The sequence below is a fragment of the Parabacteroides sp. TM07-1AC genome, from assembly GCF_003480915.1.
GTDB classification, from domain to species: Bacteria; Bacteroidota; Bacteroidia; order Bacteroidales; family Tannerellaceae; genus Parabacteroides; species Parabacteroides chongii.
In genome coordinates this window covers 266,355-280,701 of record NZ_QUKD01000010.1, presented here as the reverse complement: position 1 = coordinate 280,701, position 14,347 = coordinate 266,355, and the positions used below count along the sequence as shown (strand labels likewise).

The following is a 14,347-nucleotide window of genomic DNA, read 5'->3' as shown; positions in this document are numbered from 1 at the left end:
TTCTCCATAAAGAAACAGTAATTATCATAGTCCTTTAAAGACTAGTTCCTGCCCTTTAGGCCATTGAAACTATAAAATGAAACGATAAAACGAATAGCATAAAATGAGAAAACTGATACTTGTATTGAATATATTGGTGATGATGGTTTGCGCCGTTTGGGGGCAAGATGGAGTGTGGAATGGAGAGGTGGATGAGAGCCTGAAACCAATCAAGGGCGATGAAAATGTCTATCATATTTCTACCGCAGCGGAACTGGCTGGATTGGCGAAGTTGGTGAATGATGGGAACGATTTTGCAGGCAAGACGGTGATATTGCAAAATAATATTGTTCTTAATGAGAATGTGTTGGATAAAGAAGGGGATTTGCAAGGCGATGGATCCAAGCTTGAGGATTGGACGCCGATAGGGGACTACTATGACAAATCTTTTAAAGGAACCTTTGATGGGAATGGCTACAAGGTGTCGGGGGTTTATATTGAATATAGTGGCGATAGCGGTTATCTAGGCCTGTTCGGTTGTCTTGGCGAAGGTGGTGTAATAAAGAATGTTGGGGTGGAGGAAAGCTATGTGAGGGGGACAGGGATACAAGCCAATGTCGGTGGCGTGTGTGGCAAGAACTCTGGTGGCACGATCTCCAATAGTTATAATGCTGGTTCGGTAGAGGGGACAAGACATGATGTCGCTGTCGGCGGCGTGTGTGGCTATAGCAGTCGTGGCGCGATCTTCAATAGCCATAATACCGGTTCTGTAAAGGGGACAGGAAATGAGACAGTAAATGGGCCCTCTGTCGGCGGCGTGTGTGGCTATAGCTATTATGGCGAGATCTCCAATAGCTATAATGCCGGTTCGGTAGAGGGTGGAGAGTTGGCCTTTGTCGGCGGCGTGTGTGGCGAGAACTATGAGGGCAAGATCTTCAATAGCCATAATACCGGTTCGGTAAAGGGGACAGGGGAAGCCTCTGTCGGTGGCGTGTGTGGCGAGAACTCTGATTCCGAGAACTTTAGTGCCGAGATTTTTAATAGCTATAATGTCGGTTCGGTAGAGGGTGGAGACTATGCCCTAGTCGGCGGCGTGTGTGGCCATAACTATTTTGGCGAGATCTCCAATAGCTATAATGTCGGTTCGGTAAAGGGAGGAGATAATGCTAAAGTCGGCGGCGTGTGTGGCATGAACAACGGCTTTAACTCTGGGATGATTTCCAATAGCTATAATGTCGGTTCGGTAGAAGGTGGAGGGTCTGCCCTAGTCGGCGGCGTGTGTGGCCATAACCCTTTGGGCACGATCTCCAATAGCTATAATGCCGGTTCAGTAACGGGTAAAAGCGATGCCTCTGTCGGCGGCGTGTGTGGTAAGAACGAGAACTACGGTACAATTACCGACTGCTTCTACCTTGCCGGAACGGTGGAACCGGATAAAGGGATTGGGAATGAGGATAATGACACTGGCAAGGCTACATCTGCAGACCCTGCGGAGTTTGTCATCGCAGTGGATAAAGGCTTGGTACTAGATCCAAATACTCCCTGGATAGGTGAAGCCACAGCAAATGATAAAGATATAACCTTCCCCACCCTTTCACAGGTACCGCAATTTGAGGGTGGCGTTTATCTTATCTCTTTAGCAGAGGAATTGCGCTGGTTTGCAGGGAAGGTGAATATTGGAAATGCTAAGCTCAATGGCAAGTTGATGCAGGATATTGCGGTGTCGGGGTATACGTTGGATAATGGCACGCCACCTGATCTGCAGGATCATTGGACGCCGATAGGGAACAAGACGAACCGTTTTCAAGGAATCTTTGATGGGAATGGTAACACGGTGTCGGGGGTTTATATTAATGATAATAACGATGGTGCTAATCTAGGCCTGTTCGGTTATCTTGGCAAAGGCGGTAAGATAGAGAATGTCGGGGTGGTGGATAGTTATGTGACGGGGACGGGAGAGCAAGCCACTGTCGGTGGCGTGTGTGGCTCTAGCGAAGGCTCGATATTGAGTAGCTATAATGCCGGTTCGGTAGAGGGAACACAATCCCCAGCCTTTGTGGGTGGCGTGTGTGGCCATAGCGTCGGCTCTATCTCCAATAGCTATAATACCGGTTCGGTAGAGGGTGGAGACAATATCTCTGTCGGCGGCGTGTGTGGCTATAACTCTAGCTCAAGCTCAATTTCAATCTCCAATAGCTATAATACCGGTTCGGTAACGGGTGGAAACAAAGCCAAGGTCGGCGGCGTGTGTGGCTCTAGCAACGGTTTTATCTCCAATAGCTATAATATTGGTTCGGTAGAGGGAACAGCTGCTTTAGTCGGCGGCGTGTGTGGTAAGAACGATGACGCAAGAGTAGGCTCGAAGATCTCCAATTGTTATAATGTCGGTTCGGTAGAGGGGGTAGAGTCTGCCCAAGTCGGTGGCGTGTGTGGCAATAACGGAGAATACGGCCAAATCACCGACTGCTTCTACCTTGCCGGAACGGCAACGAACGGGATTGGTGATGACACCGATAGTGGTAATGAGAATGCTGCCCCGAAGACGGCTAAAGAGTTGGCTGAGGTGATGGATGGGAAGTTGGTTGGGGATCTTTGGACAGGTTCCGCTAATTATGAAAGCGGTACTCTCACTTTGCCATACTTCGAGGGTTGCGAGCTGCCAACGGTGGAGTTGGTGCCTGTGGAGGTAGCGGATGCGATAGACTTCGAAAATGAGGAAGTGAAAGATAACACAGGTTACGAAGTGGCAACAGACTTATCGTTTAATCCATTGCTGTCAGGTAAAATTACTTGGAATGACAATTCTACTATCTATGTTCGCAATAAGACTGTTGATAAAGATAAAATCAGCGATGTCATCGCCCTTTCACGCCCGGCAACACCGACACTTTCGGCGGATGAGGGCAAGACAACTGCAACCAGCATTACGTTGAAAGCTACTACAGATATAGAAGGTAGGGATATTGAATATGGGAAAGAGAATACTGATGAGTCTCCTACAATCACTTGGCAGTCAAGTCCAACCTTTGGCGATCTTACTCATAGCGAAACATACACCTTCTATGCCCGTATCAAGGCTACGGAAAGCAGCTTTGCTTCTTTGTCCTCCGAGGTGGCTGTTACAACAAAAAAAGGCTATGAGATCACGATTGATGCTGGTATTACTAATGGTACAGTTAAAACTGATAAGACAATAGCCTCTAAAGGCGAGATTGTCACCCTAACGGTCACCCCTGATGAAGACTACGAGCTGGAAACACTGAATGTGACTGGTACGAATGTTTCCGGTTCCGGCAACGAACGTACTTTTGAAATGCCGGGTGAGGCCGTGACCGTCACGGCTACTTTCAAAGAAGTGAAGCCAGCCCCAGCGCCTGACCCAACTCCCGACCCTGAACCTGTCTACTACACCGTCACGATCCCCAGCGAAATAACGGGAGCCATCATCCACGGCGGCGGTACGCATCAGGTGCGCGAAGGCAGCTACATCGATTTCTCCATCGAGATCGACCCGGCAGGCACAGGCGAGTATCCGACCGTCACCGTCGACGGCTATTGGTGGAACACGCTCAGACCCGACACGCGAGGCAACTACCGCGTCTATGTCTACGACGACGATTGCGACATCCGTATCGGCGAAGTGAGCGGCTACGGCACCTACACCCTGACACTTCCCGCCGACAGCCTCTTCGAGGGCGACGACCTCTATCGCAGCGGCGTGGGCATCGCAGTTACGCCCGCTTCGTCTTCCCCTTCATCCGACGCGCTCCGTTACCCCTTCGGCACGGAGCTGACGCTCACGGCCGTGAGCGACAGGCATCGCGCCTTCGTCGAGTGGATGGACGGCAGCCGCCGTTCGCCGCTGACCTTCCGTCTGCGTGAAGACACCGAGGCCTACGCCTGGTTCCGTGCGCTTCACCCCGTGGGCAACGAAGAGATCGCCGTAGCCGGTATCCGTATCCGTACGGAACGTGGAGGCTCTATCGTGATCGACACCCCGACGAGGCTCCCGATAGCCATCTATGCGTTATCCGGCCAATGCCTCCGTCGCAGCGAATCGGAAGGCACGACGCGCTTCAGCGGCCTGAGGGAAGGCAGCTACCTGGTGGTAGTAGGAAGGCATAGCGAGGTGGTTATCGTTCGATAACCACCGTAGGGGCGGGGTCTGCCCGCCCTTTATCCGGGAAGGCATAGAGAGGGCGGTTATATCGGGTATAAGTTATTATTTACCAGATCATAGAAAGCAGAGACGAGCTGTTGCTCGTTTCTGTTTTGTTTGTGGATATATAAGGAGACATATAACGTATAATCTTCACATGCTGAGGAACCATCATACTTTCTGATATTCCCGTCGTTATACCGTGAGAACCAACGGGAGAAAAGCTTCTCACGCTTCACCTCTTTTCCATCGCAATTATCGCATACCATTATCATTGCATTTTCATTGCGAGAAAAGAATTTCTGTAAAATGGAAACAACGGTAATAGCTATTCTGTTATCTATGGGGTGCATAGACTCACTTTCCGGCTCGATATTGAAAGTATAAACCGAATGGAAAGCTAGGGGGTTGCAAATTTGATTCCACGGGCTTTGGCTAATTCTTTCAGGTTACCGCCTGTCTGAATGCATTGACGTATAGCTCGTTTATCCTCCAGCATACGCTGAAAGATATTTATTTGCTCTTTTGTTTTTACGTTCTTCTTCATTAGGCTTGATTTTTCTACAAAGGTAGGAACTCTTTTGCACAAAACAAAAGAGTTGCTCCTGAAAAAGAAGAGGAACGAATATTTTGTTTTGTCGTACAACGACATCACATCCATCACTTATCCTTTATACGATTTGGAATTGGCAGAACACATTAGTATCAGCCCATTGGTCTACACCCAAAAACAATGGCGGAATCGACCGTTTAAGACTCCTTTTTATGTGAATGTCGTTAATGAAGGAATTTTATTATGACGACTTTGTTTATTCCAGCGCAGAAGAAATAGACGAATTATTACCCAAAGCAACCGCTTTTATCGAAGCCGTAGAGCGATTGCTTTCCTTGTAACATAAAGATAAACGCAACTTAACCCCTTTGTATCTCCTTTGTAATACCGTGCCTTTACTTTTGCAGCATAATTTAATAGCAAAAGAAAAGAGTTATGAAAAAAAGTTTAGTGTTATTAGTTGTTTTATTAGGAGCTTCATTCTCCCTGCTGCGTGCTGCGACTGTTGCCGATGGCGATAATGACAAGACAGACAAGACCAATGTGGAAGCTATTCCTGCCGAAACATGGGAATTTTATTCCACCGTTCAGGAGCCTACTGCGGAAGAACTTGCCAATGCGAACAACCATAAGTTCGGCAAAGAGGTCGGATGCCTGTACAGTGCATTTATGGATATGTATGTAGTGAAGGAAGAAGTCGTTCCGGGCGATCCTGCCCGTCGTACGGTGATTCGTAAGCCGGGTATCTACAATGCCGTCCGTTCCATCGAAAAACAGTTGAATAAGGATGTGAAAAGTAATAAGCTGACGAAAGAAGCTGCGGCAGACGAATTTGCCAACGTATTGAAGATTGCTTTGGCCGCCATCGACTCCGACACGATTACTTTTGAGGAAGCCCTTCAAGGTAACAAGAAAGATTCATCCCGCCTGTTGGCTATCTTCGACAACGTCAAACTGAAGAACCTCTATTAATTCCTCCTCTTTCCCCTAATACGTTTTATTGATAAATAAAGTTATAGGGCAGGTCTGTTTCCTGCCCTGGGACTTTGTATGTCTTAATTAATTCATTTGGATATGAAGAACAAATTTTACTTAATGCTTTGCGGGCTTCTGCTTTGTACCTCGCTGGCGTTTGCCCAGTCGGTGAAAGTGACCGGTACGGTAACGGATAAATTAGGTCCGGTGATCGGTGCAGCCGTAGTAGTCAAAAACTCCACTGTCGGCACAGTAACCGATATAGACGGTCACTATGAGCTTGAAGCGCCCAGGAACGCGACACTGGTTTTCTCCTTTGTCGGATACGAGACGATAGAACGTCCGGTAGGAGAACTGAAAGTGATCAATGTAGAAATGTCCGACGACGTCAAGCTGATCGACGAGGTGGTGGTAACCGCCATCGGTATCAAACAACAGAAAAAGAAACTGGGCTACACCACCCAGCAAGTAAGTACGGAAGCGCTGGAACAGCCGGGTACGGTAAATGTGGGTAACGCTCTTTCCGGACAGGTAGCCGGTCTGACCGTAAACAATCCGACCGGACTTTTCCAGGCACCGAGCTTCTCCCTGCGCGGCAAGACACCGCTGATGGTTGTAGACGGTATTCCCGTGGAATCCGACCTGTTCGATGTCTCTCCGGAGAATATCGAAAGCATCAACGTACTGAAAGGTACGGCAGCAGCAGCCCTGTACGGCTCGCGTGGTAAGGACGGTGCCATTCTGATAACTACCAGGCTGGCGAAAGAAGAAGGTCTGGTGGTAACAGCCGGCATATCCAGCATGGTAACAGCCGGTTTCACCGTATTTCCTGAAACACAGACGGAGTTCGGTTCCGGTTCGAACGGACAGTATGAGTTTTGGGACGGTGCCGACGGCGGTATCTCCGATGGCGATATGACCTGGGGACCCCGTTTTGAAGGGCAGAAGATCGCCCAGTGGAACAGCCCGATCCGCGACAAGCAAACGGGTGAAGTGATCCCCTGGTGGGGCGATGTCTCCGGCTCTATCTACGACGACCGTACACGCTACGAACGCGTTCCGATCACCTGGGAGGCACACGACAACTTGAAGGATTTCCTTCGTACGGGTGTCATCACCAAAGCGACCTTCTCCGTGGCAAACAAGACTAAGAAAGCCAATTACAACTTCAACGGCGATTTCTCCAAACAACGCGGACAGGTTCCGAACACCTCCATCTATACGGGCGGTCTGAACTTCAATAGTATGTTCAATCTGAGCAATAGCGTGACGCTTTCTTCCAACCTCTCATATAATAAGGTCTATTCGCCCAACTATCCCCGCTACGGCTACGGCCCTAAGAATCACATGTACACGATCCTGTTGTGGATGGGTAACGACGTGAACGGAAAGGAACTGTCACAGCATCTGTACCGTCCGGACTCGGAAGGAACCCGTCAGGCAAACTATAACTATGCCTGGTATAACAACCCCTATTTCGCAACCAACGAGCTGACACAGAAACACGACCGCAACACCGTAAACGGCCAGGTGAAACTCAACTGGGACGTATTGCCCGGACTGACCCTGCAGGGACGTGCCGCCGGTCGCCTGGAAAGTACGTTTGAAGATATGAAGAGCCCGAAGTCGTATATGAACTACGGCGATTCGCGTAACGGTGATTATAAGACTTGGAACACCGATCAGCTGGATATTAATGCCGATGCTTTGGCTACATATACCCATGCCGTCAGCAAGGATTTCGCCTTTACGGCCAATCTCGGAACTTCTCTCTATTACCGTCAGATACGTAAGGAAACGCAGGCTACCGACGGACTGATCGTCCCGAAAGTATATAATATGGGAAACAGTCTGAACCCGGTCAGTGCGACCAACCTGATGAACGAGAAGGCAATCGAGAGCGCCTACGGCTCCGTGAACATCGACCTGTTCGAAGCGCTCTTCCTGACCTTCACCGGACGTAACGACTGGTCGTCTACGCTTTCGGCTGCCAACAATTCTTATTTCTATCCCTCTGTTTCCGCCAGTACGCTGGTGAACGAATATGTGAAGCTGCCTTCGTGGATGGATTATCTGAAGGTCAATGCTGCCTGGGCACAAGTATCCAGCGACCTCGATCCGTACGCCTTGCAGGCAACCTACGCAAAAGGTATCCTCTATGGCAGTACGCCTTCGGTGACCTATCCGAATGCCGTGACCGATCCTTCCGGTTCCGGAACGGTGACAGCCCTGGTGAATCCGGATATCCTGCCTCAGAAGACCTCTTCCTTTGAAGTCGGTATGTCTACCTCATTCCTGCATAACCGCCTGGGATTGGATCTGACTTACTACCGTATGCTCGATGAGAACAGTATCATCAAACTGCCTATCTCCGAGGCATCCGGTTTCCCTTACCGCTTTGTAAACGGCAATGAATATACGACGAACGGCTTCGAGCTGATCGTGAACGCCACACCTGTACAGAACAAGCACTTCACCTGGAATGTGTCGACCAACTGGAGCAGCAACATCCGCAAGCTGACCAAGATTTACGGCGGTCAGGAAAAATTCGGTGACCTGAAAGTGGGCGACCGGGCGGATGCCATGTACGCTACCGAATGGGAAAAGACCCCGGACGGTCAGCTGATCCTGGATGCCAACGGCATGCCGACCAAGAGCGCATTTACCACCCATATCGGTAACCAGTCGCCCGACGTTCGCTACGGACTTCAGAATACGTTTAAGATCAAAAAGTTTACCGTCAACATCGATATAGACGGCGCGATAGGCGGCACATTGGTGTCGACTACCACCCAGAAGATGTGGTGGGGCGGAAAACATCCGAAGTCGACCATGTACCGTCAGGAAGAATATGAGAACGGCGGCAAGGCGATCTATGTGCCGGAAGGCGTAAACATCGTCAGCGGTGAGGTTACCTATGACGTGAACGGGAATATCCTGACAGATACCCGCGTGTACAAGAAGAATGAAACGGCTGTCAATATCCAGACCTGGGCACAGAACTATCCGTATCGTGCCGTGGTCCGTACCAGCGAAAACGAGTTGTTCGCCAACACTTTCAACCGCTCTTACCTGAAGCTGCGCCGTGTGGCTGTGTCTTACGACCTGAAGAACCTCTTCGAGTCGAATGTAATCAAAGGACTGGATCTGACCCTGTTCGGCAACAACCTGGCAGTCTGGAAGAAAACGCCTTACCTCGATCCGGACTTCGGTGCCAGCGACTCGGACCTGCAGGACCCTTCCGCCCGTTATATCGGTATCAGTGCAACCATCAAATTATAATCTTACGATAAAGCAATGAAGAAATATCTGAAATATATAGCAGCCGGTGCCGCTTTGGCATTCACCTGCAACTCGTGTATCGACCTGGAAGAGATGAATGTCGATCCGAACAACCCGACGACCACCGATCCGGCACTCTTGCTTACCGGATTGTCTTTCAAAACATTCGAAGAATCGGACGCACAGGTTTGCCACGCAACGAAGCAGCTGGTCTTGACCTCCGGCGAAAGTCCTTACCAGGTGTATAAATGGACACGCGGCGGTTTCGGTTACTACAGTAACCTGCGCGATGTGACGAAGATGAAAGAGGAAGCGGAGAAGAGCAACGAGACGGCTTATGAGGCCCTGGCTCTTTTCTTTGAAGCACATTATTATTATATGTTGACGATGATGTTCGGTGATGTACCTTGCAGCGAAGCCTTGCAGGGCGAAACGAACGAATTGTACCAACCCAAATATGACTCGCAGGAGACGGTACTGTCTACCGTGCTTGCCAAGCTGGAAGAAGCGAATACGTTGTTGACCGACAATAATAGCATTATCAGCGGCGATATTATCTATGGAGGCGACCTGCTGAAATGGCGCCGCCTGATCAATGCCTACCGGTTGCGTGTCTTGATGTCCTTGTCGAACAAACAGACCGTAGGCGGGATAGATGTGAAGTCAACCTTTGCCCGTATCTTCCGGGACGAACCGCTGATGACCGGCGAAGCCGACAACGGCCAGCTCGTCTTCCTCGATCAGCAGGACGACCGCTATCCTTATTTCAACGACAGCGACTTCGGTTCGGGACGTTATATGGATTCTACCTATGTGGCTGTCCTGGCTACCCGCAAAGACCCTCGTCTGTTTGCTTTCTGTACGCAAACCCCTGCTGCGGAAAAGGCGGGACTCGCCGTGGACGATTTCGCCTCCTATGATGGCGGCGATCCGGCGATCCCTTACAGCCTTGTCAATGATAAAGTGACATTGGGCGGTTGTTCCAAACCCGCCACCCGTTATTACCAGCATCCGACCAATGAACCGATGATCCTGTTGGGATACACCGAGCAGCAGTTGCTTCTGGCGGAAGCGGTGGTTCGCGGCTGGATTTCCGGAGATGACAAGGAGTTTTACGAATCGGCAGTCAAGGCTTCTTTCCGCTTCTATGAGAAATATGCTTCTTCCGTAGCCCAGTATTTGGACGAAGATGCGGCTGAGGCCTATCTGCAGGGCGACAAGGTGGCTTATGCTTCTTCGCTGACAAACGAGCAGAAGATAGAACGTATCATCCTGCAAAAGTATATCCCTACTTTCCTGCAAGGCAGCATGTGGATGCCTTACTACGACCAGTTGCGTACGGGCTATCCTGAATTTCGCCGGGCATCCGGAGTGAACCTGCCATACCGCTGGATGTATCCGCAGGATGAGTATAACAACAATGCCGCCAGCGTGCAGGCTGCCCTTCAGTCGCAGTTCGGAGGAAACGACAGGACATCTGACCCTCTTTGGTGGATTAAATAAAAAGAAATGGCATGAATAGAAAGGAGTTTTTACGGACATCGGGGCTTTTGCTTCCGGTGTCTTTTTTAGGAGTTTCCGGTGCAGAAGCAATCGGAAAGGGTACGATGAAAGAGGTTGCAGAGACGGCTACCGGAGCGTCTTACTTGGATAGTGCGACTTATAAAGCGCATGCGGACAAGTTAAAGTTTAATGCGGACGGTAAATTCAAGATCGTACAGTTTACCGATGTGCACTGGGTTCCGGGCAACCCGGCTTCGGAAGAGGCTGCCGAATGCATGAACGAAGTACTGGATGCTGAAAAGCCTGATTTCGTGATCTATACGGGTGATATCGTGTTTGCCAAGCCGGCAGCGGAAGGGTTTCGGAAGGCGTTCGAACCTGTTATCTCCCGCAATCTCCCGTTTGCCGTAACATTAGGCAATCACGATGACGAACACGACATGAGCCGTCAGGAAATCTATGCGTTCATCAAGGATATGCCGGGCAGTCTGACCGGAACGGTGGAAGGGTTGAACGGTGTTACCAATTTCATCTTGCCGATACAAAGTTCGAAAGGGGCGAAGGAGGCTTTTATCCTGTACGGCTTCGATAGCCTGGCTTATTCGCGGAAAGAGGAAACCAAGGGCTACGACTGGATCAAGTCGGATCAGATTGACTGGTACAGGAAAAGCAGTGCTGCGCTGACGGCAAAGAACAGTGGCAAGCCGCTTCCGGCACTTGCTTTTTTCCATATCCCTGTACCTGAATATAACCAGGCGGCTTCCGACGAGAATACGTTGCTGATCGGTATCCGTAAGGAGAAAGCCTGTGCACCGGTAGTCAATTCCGGGTTATTCACGGCTATGCTCGAAGCCGGGGATGTGATGGCTACGTTTGTCGGTCATGACCATGTCAACGATTATGTGGCCAACTGGAAAGGTATCTTGCTCGGTTACGGACGTTTCACCGGAGGCAAGACGGTCTATCATGACGTACCCGGAGGAAACGGAGCCCGTGTATTCGAACTGACGGAAGGCAGTCGTTCCTTCAAATCATGGATACGTCTGAAAGATGATAAGGTGATCTCATCCATCCATTATCCGGCGGATTTTGTAAAAGGTGGGGACAGCAATCCCTTTGCCTGAGCATATTCGTATAATTTCCCCGGCAGGAAACTCCGGTTCCCTGCCGGGGAAACTCGCGTTTCCTGCTGAGGAAATTACAGTTCCCTGGGCAGGGAACTGGAGTTTCCAAACCGGGGAACTACGAGGAAACTGTAATCGGTTGTCAATTAAATGGGTAGGCTTATTCCCCTTCTTCGGCTTTTGCCGTCAATTGTAACCAAAGGAACAACGCTCCCGGAGCCAGGATAATGGCAGCCGATGCCAGCAACGCAGTGCGCAATGAATACACATCATTCAGCCATCCGATAAACGGGGCGATGGCGGCAAACATCAGCCGGATGATAAAGTTACGGATAGACAGGACAGTCGCCCGCATCTCCGAGAATGTCATTTGGTTGATATACCCTTTTAATATCGGTGTAGCAAACCCTCTGATCACGTAGAAGACGAGCAGGATAGCCAACCCGGCATATGTCAGGTTAAATGCCAGCGCCACGTAACCGCCTGCCACGAATGTCAGGATCAGTATCCCCATCTTTTTAGGCCCGAAATAGCGGTCTACCCGGTCTGAATAAAGGGCGGCGATACCGACAGTCAGGTTCAGCACCGTCCAGATGACCCCGAACCAGGAGGTAGGCGTGTTCATATACATCAGGTAGGGTTGCACGAACCATGCCATCGTCAGAGTCGCAGCTCCGATGATTCCCGAAAACATGATATTATAGCATAATTTCTTGTTCGTGACCAGCGAGTATTTGATGATCCGCATGATCTCCTGTACGGGGCTTTGTACTTTGCTTTTGATATTCAGTTCCCGCAGTGCAAATGCAGCAGGAATGCCGCTGAAAGCGATCACCGCCTGGGCATAAAAAGGATAGCGCAGGGAATAGGCGGCCAGCAATCCGCCGAATATACCGGCAACGGCTTCCGCAAAGTTTCCGATCATGGTGATGCGTCCCTCGTAACGCAGATACAGATTCTCTTTTTTATATTGCACGGTCGTATCGTACAGCAAGGCGGAGTCTGCCCCGTTGACCAGCGTCTGCCCCGTACCCAGCAGTATCTCTGCAACAACGAAAGCGGCAAATGTCCCCGTAAAAGAATAGCAAAGATATCCGAAGAAGAAAAGAATACATCCGAGTATCAGACATTTGCGTCGTCCCCATACGTCGGCAAGATATCCCGACGGTATCTCCAGTGCCACGGCAGCAATCGAGTAAACGCTTTTCAAGATGAATACATCCTGCAGTCCGAGCCCATGATCTTCATAGAAGAGCACGATGATCGGCATGACCAGTGTGAACCATTTGGATAACTTAATAATGTATAGTGCCAGTATGTTTCGTCTCATTTTGCTGTCTCTCTTCGAATCGCCGGACAAAGATACGATCTTTTGATTTACCGCTATTATTTTATTGTCAGTTAGTAAAAAAGTTATTACTTTGCGACAGTTTTACACTACTAACAATTAAATGATAACAAACTGATACCATGATTTGGAACGAAACTATTGAATGTATGGACCGCGAAGAAATGCGGAAATTACAGAGCATCCGGTTGAAACGGGTTGTCGAACACGTTTATCATAATACACCCTTTTATCGCAAGAAAATGCAGGAGATGGGAATTACTCCGGATGATATTCAATCGATTGATGATATATCCAAGCTGCCGTTCACGGTAAAGCAGGATTTACGAGATAATTACCCGTTCGGGCTGATGGCTGTGCCGATGTCCGAGATTGTTCGTTTGCATGCCTCTTCCGGTACGACCGGAAAACCGATTGTTGTAGGTTATACCCGCAAGGACCTTTCTATTTGGTCGGAAGTGGTGGCACGCTGCCTGACGGCCTACGGTATTACGAAGAATGACTCCGTGCAGGTGTCTTATGGCTACGGTTTATTTACCGGAGGTCTGGGTGCTCATGGCGGCGTGGAAAATATCGGCGGGACAGTGATCCCGATGAGTAGCGGTAATACGCAGAAACAAATCCAGTTGATGCACGACTTTGGTGCGAAGGGACTGGCCTGTACGCCTTCGTATGCCTTGTATTTGGCGGAGACGATCCACAGTTCAGGTATCCCTTTGGAAGAATTTCAGTTGAGGGTAGGAGCTTTCGGTGCTGAGCCCTGGACGGAAAATATGCGTAAGGAGCTGGAAGAAAAGCTGAACATCAAGGCATATGATATCTACGGACTGACGGAGATCTGTGGTCCCGGTGTCGGCGGCGAATGCGAATGCCAAAACGGGACGCACCTGTGGGAGGACCATTTCTTCCCGGAAATCGTCGATCCGGTAACCTTGCAGCCGGTTGCTCCGGGTGAACAAGGCGAACTGGTGTTTACGACACTGACCAAAGAAGGTATGCCGATGATCCGCTACCGTACGCGCGACTTGACGCATCTGATCTACGATAAATGTGAATGCGGCCGTACAGCTGTCCGTATGGGACGTATCCTCGGACGTAGTGACGATATGATGATCATCCGCGGTGTGAATGTATTCCCGTCGCAGGTAGAATCCGTATTGTTGGAAATGCCGGAATTTGAACCGCATTACCTGATCGTGGTAGACCGTGTGAACAACACCGATACTTTCCAGATCCAGGTGGAAGTACGTCCGGACTATTATTCGGACGAGATGAACAAGATGATCGCGCTGAAGAAGAAGATCGCTGCCCGTATGCAGAGCGTGATCGGTATTCAGCCTGATATAAAGATCGTCGAACCGCGCAGCCTCGAACGCAGTATGGGTAAGGCTAAACACGTGATCGACAATCGTAAGTTAGTTTAA

General features: G+C 49.8%; 9 protein-coding genes. 6 read left to right on the top strand and 3 right to left on the bottom strand.

The window, feature by feature from the left end; translation table 11 throughout:
- The first annotated feature begins 103 nt into the window (after nt 1-103).
- On the top strand, nt 104-4,126 hold the full coding sequence (locus DXD68_RS19190; protein WP_122363091.1) for a GLUG motif-containing protein: 4,023 nt from the start codon (nt 104-106) through the stop codon (nt 4,124-4,126).
- A gap of 56 nt (nt 4,127-4,182) precedes the next feature.
- Here DXD68_RS19190 and DXD68_RS19185 read toward each other — a convergent pair whose 3' ends face one another.
- Nucleotides 4,183-4,491 carry a DUF6169 family protein gene (locus tag DXD68_RS19185; protein WP_233577234.1) on the bottom strand — a complete coding sequence of 103 codons (309 nt, stop codon included), beginning with the start codon at nt 4,489-4,491 and terminating at the stop codon, nt 4,183-4,185.
- Between the two features lie 47 nt (nt 4,492-4,538).
- Entirely contained in the window at nt 4,539-4,685 is a 147-nt protein-coding gene (locus DXD68_RS24345; protein WP_167369474.1) for a hypothetical protein, read from the bottom strand.
- A gap of 441 nt (nt 4,686-5,126) precedes the next feature.
- Between DXD68_RS24345 and DXD68_RS19170 the strand changes: the two genes are divergently transcribed.
- The 4 genes from DXD68_RS19170 (at nt 5,127) to DXD68_RS19155 (ending at nt 11,575) form a co-directional block, all read left to right on the top strand.
- Nucleotides 5,127-5,663: a hypothetical protein gene (locus tag DXD68_RS19170; RefSeq protein WP_122363089.1), complete on the top strand. Its 537-nt coding sequence runs from the start codon at nt 5,127-5,129 to the stop codon at nt 5,661-5,663.
- Nucleotides 5,664-5,765: 102 nt separating this feature from the next.
- Nucleotides 5,766-8,948, top strand: a complete 3,183-nt coding sequence (locus DXD68_RS19165) for a SusC/RagA family TonB-linked outer membrane protein (RefSeq protein ID WP_122363088.1) — start codon at nt 5,766-5,768, stop codon at nt 8,946-8,948.
- A 15-nt stretch (nt 8,949-8,963) separates the two neighbouring features.
- Nucleotides 8,964-10,451, top strand: a complete 1,488-nt coding sequence (locus tag DXD68_RS19160; protein ID WP_122363087.1) for a SusD/RagB family nutrient-binding outer membrane lipoprotein — start codon at nt 8,964-8,966, stop codon at nt 10,449-10,451.
- 104 nt (nt 10,452-10,555) lie between these two features.
- Nucleotides 10,556-11,575, top strand: coding sequence for a metallophosphoesterase family protein (locus tag DXD68_RS19155; RefSeq protein ID WP_122363110.1), 1,020 nt, complete (start codon nt 10,556-10,558; stop codon nt 11,573-11,575).
- Nucleotides 11,576-11,735: 160 nt separating this feature from the next.
- Here DXD68_RS19155 and DXD68_RS19150 read toward each other — a convergent pair whose 3' ends face one another.
- Entirely contained in the window at nt 11,736-12,905 is a 1,170-nt protein-coding gene (locus DXD68_RS19150) for an MFS transporter (protein ID WP_122363086.1), read from the bottom strand.
- 140 nt (nt 12,906-13,045) lie between these two features.
- Here DXD68_RS19150 and DXD68_RS19145 point away from each other — a divergent pair, with 140 nt between their 5' ends.
- The gene (locus DXD68_RS19145; protein ID WP_122363085.1) at nt 13,046-14,347 is read left to right on the top strand and encodes a phenylacetate--CoA ligase family protein; all 1,302 of its coding nucleotides are present in this window, start codon (nt 13,046-13,048) and stop codon (nt 14,345-14,347) included.